The sequence below is a fragment of the Deltaproteobacteria bacterium GWA2_45_12 genome, assembly GCA_001797365.1.
Classification (GTDB): domain Bacteria; phylum UBA10199; class UBA10199; order UBA10199; family UBA10199; genus UBA10199.
On record MGPH01000051.1, the window covers coordinates 1 to 5,731 of the forward strand.

The 5,731-nt window shown below is 43.1% G+C and carries 5 protein-coding genes and 1 pseudogene; 1 reads left to right on the forward strand and 5 read right to left on the reverse strand.

The annotated features are described in order from the left end of the window. Window positions 1-601, forward strand: a pseudogene (locus A2048_10780) (hypothetical protein). 194 nt (window positions 602-795) lie between these two features. Here the strand turns inward: A2048_10780 and A2048_10785 are convergent. The 5 genes from A2048_10785 to A2048_10805 are packed head-to-tail and all read right to left on the reverse strand — an operon-like array spanning window position 796 to window position 5,162. Then, window positions 796-1,776 (reverse strand): hypothetical protein, encoded by a 981-nt coding sequence (locus tag A2048_10785; GenBank protein OGP08197.1) that lies wholly within the window; start codon window positions 1,774-1,776, stop codon window positions 796-798. Continuing rightward, entirely contained in the window at window positions 1,773-2,690 is a 918-nt protein-coding gene (locus A2048_10790) for a tRNA (adenosine(37)-N6)-dimethylallyltransferase MiaA (GenBank protein OGP08198.1), read from the reverse strand. The genes A2048_10785 and A2048_10790 overlap by 4 nt, the downstream gene beginning before the upstream one ends. A 4-nt stretch (window positions 2,691-2,694) precedes the next feature. Further along, window positions 2,695-3,897 carry a hypothetical protein gene (locus A2048_10795; protein OGP08199.1) on the reverse strand — a complete coding sequence of 401 codons (1,203 nt, stop codon included), beginning with the start codon at window positions 3,895-3,897 and terminating at the stop codon, window positions 2,695-2,697. After that, complete coding sequence (locus A2048_10800; GenBank protein OGP08200.1) at window positions 3,894-4,682, reverse strand: hypothetical protein; 789 nt, start codon at window positions 4,680-4,682, stop codon at window positions 3,894-3,896. The genes A2048_10795 and A2048_10800 overlap by 4 nt, the downstream gene beginning before the upstream one ends. A gap of 18 nt (window positions 4,683-4,700) precedes the next feature. Next, window positions 4,701-5,162, reverse strand: a complete 462-nt coding sequence (locus A2048_10805) for a hypothetical protein (protein OGP08201.1) — start codon at window positions 5,160-5,162, stop codon at window positions 4,701-4,703. Window positions 5,163-5,731: the final 569 nt, after the last annotated feature.

Below are 5,731 nucleotides of genomic sequence, written 5' to 3' on the forward strand. Positions count from 1 at the left end.
CGGCCAAACGTGTGATGCTCTTAAGAGGCTTCTCGTCCATGAATCTCTGTTCAACGAGGTCATCAAAAAACTTAAAACAAAAGTCGAGGGTAAAAAGGTTGGAGATCCGGAGAATGAAGAAACAGACATCGGCAGTCTCGTTGCGAAAAGGCAGGCCGATCTTCTCGAAGCCCAAGTAAAAGACGCCGTAAAAAAAGGAGCCAAGGTTGTAATTGGCGGAAAAAGACCTCTGGAACACAAAGGAGCTTACTATTACCCGACTATATTAACCGGCGTCAAACCGAACATGCGTGTCTGGACGGAAGAAACATTTGGTCCGGTGCTTGTCGTTGTTCCCTTCAAGACGGAAGCGGAGGCTTTGAAACTCGCCAACGACACTAAATACGGATTAGGTTCCCTAATCTTCACCAAAGATAAAAAAAGAGCGAAGAGAGTGGCCTCAAAACTAGAGGCAGGAACGGTCGAAATTAACTCCGCCACACATTGGCTGACCTGCAACCCTTTCGGTGGCTATAAAGAATCGGGCATGGGACGGGAGCACGGTAAGGAAGGCTTCCGGGAACTGTGCCAAATTAAGGTTATCTCCTCTGACAAATGGTAAGACGACGGCGTCAATCTAAGGCGTGGGTGTTAACGACCGAGAACCAGTCGATTTCCGGATATTTTTTAAGAATTCTTCGTACGGCTCCGGCGTCTTGGCCTCGAACTTTACGGTAATGTAAGGACCGTTTTGGGAAGCCCGGACGATTTCCATTCCGTTTTTGAAGTTTTCCTCTTTAATTTTTTCATCGGAAATTATCTTTTTTCGAAAAAAAACTTCGGAATAATGACACGGAGGATGAGAACAACCGGGACAGCCAGCAGGGCGCCAACTATACCAAAAAGTTTCCCGCCAATAAAAATCACGCTTATTGTCAGTAAGGGACTGAGTCCAACGGCCCGCTCCATCACCCGCGGCACAATAAGATTATTCTCGAGCTGCTGAATTATAATATAAAGGGCAATCACTCCAAATCCCAAAACAGATGAGCTAGAAAACCCCACGACTGCCGCTGGGATGGCCGAAAGAAGCGGTCCGATGATAGGAACAATTTCTAGGACACCGGCAATCAAGGAAAGCGGTAAAACATAACCAACACGAAGGACCGACAAACCAATATAAGAAAAAACGGCGATGACGACCATCAGCACAAACTCTCCCCGTACCCAACCGCCGATAACTTTTTCGATCTCGTTTAGAGATTCGTTAATTTTTCTTTTGACCTCTTCCGGAAAGAACGAGGCGAATCTTCTACGCATTTCCTCATAACCTAAGGAAAAATAAAAACTGAAAACGAAAACGGTAACCACCGCTAAAAAGCTATCAAAGATGCCGAGGGTTATTTTAACGATATTAACCGAAACTGAAGCCAACTGACGGGTTAACTCTTCAACAACCTGACGGCTAATTGGGAATACTAAAGGACTTTCCAAAACTGATTCGATGAGCCTCGGCAGTTGAGAAAGGAAGAGAGTCGTCTGCTCGACCATTGGAGAAATACCGGTACCTAAGATAGCCAAAAAAATGATGATGACGGAGAAATAGACGAGAAGTGTTGCTAGAGATCTTGAAAAACCCCGGCTCTCCAACCTTTCAATAAAGGGGAGCAGAGCCATAGAAATTATTAGAGCCACGAAGAAAAGCAGGACCACCTCCTTGACTTGATAAAGGATCCAAAAAACGCTGAGCATCAACAAAGAGGTAAATATCGTTCGCGTCGAAATAACGAGATTCATAATAAGAATGATTCTACCGCGTCAGAGACCACTTTATCAAATTCGCAGTCAGTAATATCGAACCACTTAATATCCGTGTTCTTCCTAAAATACGTTTTCTGCCGGCGAATATAAGCGTGTGTATTGTACTTTAGTTTTTGCACCGCTCCGGACAGAAGAACTTTACCTTCAAAATAAGGAAGAAATTCACGATAGCCAAGGGTTTTAAGACCGGGAACCTCCCACCCATATTTTTCCGAAAGCCTTTTGACTTCATCCAAGAGTCCAACCTCCATCATTCTGTCCACTCTCCCGTCGGCAATTTCATAAAGACGGTCGTTCTCCGCCGTCAGTCCAATGATCAGGCACTTAAAATCACGAGGCATTTCACCCTTAACTCTTAACTCTTGACTCTTAATTCCTTCTTCAACCTCAATCGCTCTCATCAAACGATAACGATTATATTGGTCAATTGCCTCAAGACGCGGCGGAGAAAGTTTCTTCAGTTTTTCTATTAACTCAAGGGTTGAAAGCCCCTCTAACTCGAAACGTAGCGCGGGGTCGGCACTAATATTAGAAAGTTTTCGCCTGCCTAAAATCACATCAAGATAAAAACCGGTTCCCCCAACTAAAAACGGGACCTTGTTACCGGACCAAATTTCCTCCACCTTTTCCCAAGCGAGATTCGAAAATTCAAAAGCATTCAACCGCTCATCTGGGCCTACCACATCATAAAGGTGAATTGGTGTGTCTCCTTTGTCAATTGTCACTTGTCCATTGTCAATCGTGGCCTTACCCGTCCCGATCTCCATCTCCCGGTAGGCCTGACGGCTATCCACCGAAATAATCTCGCCCTTAAACTTTTTGCAAAGCGATATCGCTAAGGAAGTTTTTCCCGTCGCTGTCGGACCAAGGATTACGACGAATTTGTTCATTATTTCAATCTATCAAACCCTTCTTCAAGCTCTTCCAAACTTGAGTGAGATAAGCGTGGCGACGACGCTTCTCAAAAAGAGGTACATCATCTTTGTAAATCTTGGCACTGGTTGTTCCCGGACGGGGCGAATATATGGCGACAAAAAGGACATTAAATTGGACTTTTCTCACAAGATCAACGGTATTTAAAAATTGCTTTTCGTTTTCTCCGGGAAAGCCAACAATGACATCCGTCCCAAGTTCTATCTCCGGCACGGTTTCACGAATCTCTCTCACCAGCTCCAAATAATCCTCACGGGTGTGTCGTCGGCCCATTTTCTTTAGAATTTCGTTATCACCGCTTTGTACCGGAAGATGAAGATACCGATCTATCTTTGGCATTCTTAATGCCCCAACGAGATCAGCGGAAAAATCAAAAGGGTTTGAGGTGATAAACTTTATTTTCCTGACGCCCTCAGTATCATGAACTTTTCTCAAGAGGGCTGCAAAAGGAATTATACCCAGATGTTTTCGACTCATTAGTTTCTTCTCCGGTGTCAGTCCCCACGAATTAACATTCTGCCCGAGAAGCATAATCTCACTGAAACCTAAACCGACGGCCCGTTTAACTTCCCGAAGAATTTCTTCCTGGCTGCGGCTGATCTCCGCTCCGCGCGCGTAGGGCACAACACAGAAGGTACAAAAATTATCACAACCTTGGGAAATGTTGATGTAAGCCGCACCTTCATGATCACTAAATTTTGGCGTCCAGACAACATTTTTAACCCCCGGAGTTCTATGGCTTACATTGACGGCCTTAACCGTCCATTCGTCCACAAAACCGGAATTGAGGAGATAAGAGGGCAAACTTGCGAGTTCGTTAACGTTTAAATAATAATCAACCCAAGGCATTTTCCTTTTGAGAAACCCTAGTTTCATTCGCGGCCTCTCGCTCGTCGCTGATCCCACCAAACAACCAGTCAAAACAGTTCTTAACTGCGAATTCTTACTTCTTAATTCTTTTATTTTATTGGCCAGACCGTAAACTTTATCTTCCGAGGCTTGACGCACCGAACAGGTATTAATAATGATGAGAGTAGCCTCGAAGAGTGATGCTGCCTCACTCATACCTAAAACCTCTAACATCCCGGCAATATTTTCGGAATCGGCTCTGTTAGCTTGACACCCGAAAGTTGTAATAAAATATTTTTTTTCCATGATGATCAACTCGAAGCGGACGAGTACGATCGTAAGGCTCTGTCCCAAAAAACTATAGCCATCCTGAAAAATACGAGTGTCACAAAAACAGAGATAATGATGATAAATGGGTTCAGCAATCCGATGAGGGCTTTAACCGGAAAGGTCACCATAATGCCCACGGGCAAAATAAAGGTGATAAAGAAACGCAAAGGTTCGCGATATAAGTCCACCGGCACCCGTCCTAAGGAACTCAGATCTCTATAAATCATCAGTGTGTTGTCTACCTCGTAAGTCGTAATGGCCATTGAAAGGATAAGAACGTGGAAAGCCATAGCTAAAATAAGCCCATTGAAAATAAGGATCAAGTATAATACAAAACCAATGAGAGTTAATACGGAAAGTTGCCCCAATGAGTAGATAAGAGCAAAGAGTATCGGCCAAAGCATTATAAAATCAAGGATATCGGTGTGGGAGAAAAGAACGGAAAAAAGCGGGTTGAGCGGATGGATTAAAACGTAATCGAGGTCCCCTTTAATTACTAAATTTCTAAAATAATAGGTACCCCGCAACAGTAATTGAGATAACGTGTCAATAAGATTAAAGGTCAAGTAAAAAACGGTCGCCTGATCAATGGAATACCCCGCGAGCTGCTTTTTGCCCGAAAGGAGTAGGAGTAAGAACAAACCAAAAAGTATGATTCTTATCGCTTTTCCCAACAAGATAAGTATTAAGCTAAATCTCTTAGTGACATCAGCCATCACAGCATTGGCAGTAGTTAGGTACCAGATCTTTAAATACCTTTTTAGATTCATATTAATACTGAGCCGTCGCTACCTACCCCAAGCTTCATAAGCCTTAAGACCCCGCCTCCAAAGAACAACGGCTAAGCGTGAAAGCACAAAAAGCCACACTAACCCAATAAAACTATAAAAAACCAAAGAAACGCCGATAAATTTTCCCAAATAAACGGCGATGGGAAAGTACAAAAAATAAGGAAAAGGCGTCAACATCAGCAGTTTGAAGAACATTGGCGGCAAGATATCTAAGGGAAATAAAGATCCCGCCAGGAAATCCACAATCACAAAAAACAGGAATCTCGGGGCCCAGACATTCTCGGGATTATAAAAGCTAAAAAAACCAAGAATAATATTGAGAAAGTAGTAAATAAATACCGCTAAAACTAATAAAAGTATAGATATTCCCGATAGAACCAAATCCGATTGCAAAAACAGTGGGGGCTTAAAAAAGTATATAAACAAAGAAAACTCCGCTAACGAGAAGACAAGGTTCATTGCCTTATTACCTAAGTCCTGAGCCAAGTAATATTTAAAGTAATTAACGGGCTTTAACAACATATTGGTTAAGTCACCGCTGCTAATATCATTACTGATATCAATAGTTCTCGAGGAGAAAACGACGGCTTGAACGATCATGGTTAAAAGAACATAACTCAGAAGAGCGGTACGGCTGTAGTCAGAAACACTTCCGTAACTTAAAAGCAGTGAAGACCAAAGAACGTAAACGACGAGCACACGCAAGACAGACCGGATACGCCAAGCCAGAACACTAGCTATATATACGGTATCCCCCTTTAAAGAGACGACCATAGAAAACCAATATTTTCGAAAACTTTTGCTATTAAACATAACCACTGTATTCTAAGGAATCGAATAATAGATATTCTCATTATCTGCGTAAAAACGCGAAAACCCCTCCTTTAGGGGTTTTCTTGCGTCCCGATTATTCCTCTCCAATTACCTAGTGGAGAAACCGGAATTACCTTACAGCGTCCTTCAGACCTTTCCCGGCCTTGAAAGCTGGGGTCTTGGATGCGGCAATGTGTAGAGGAGCGCCAGTTTGC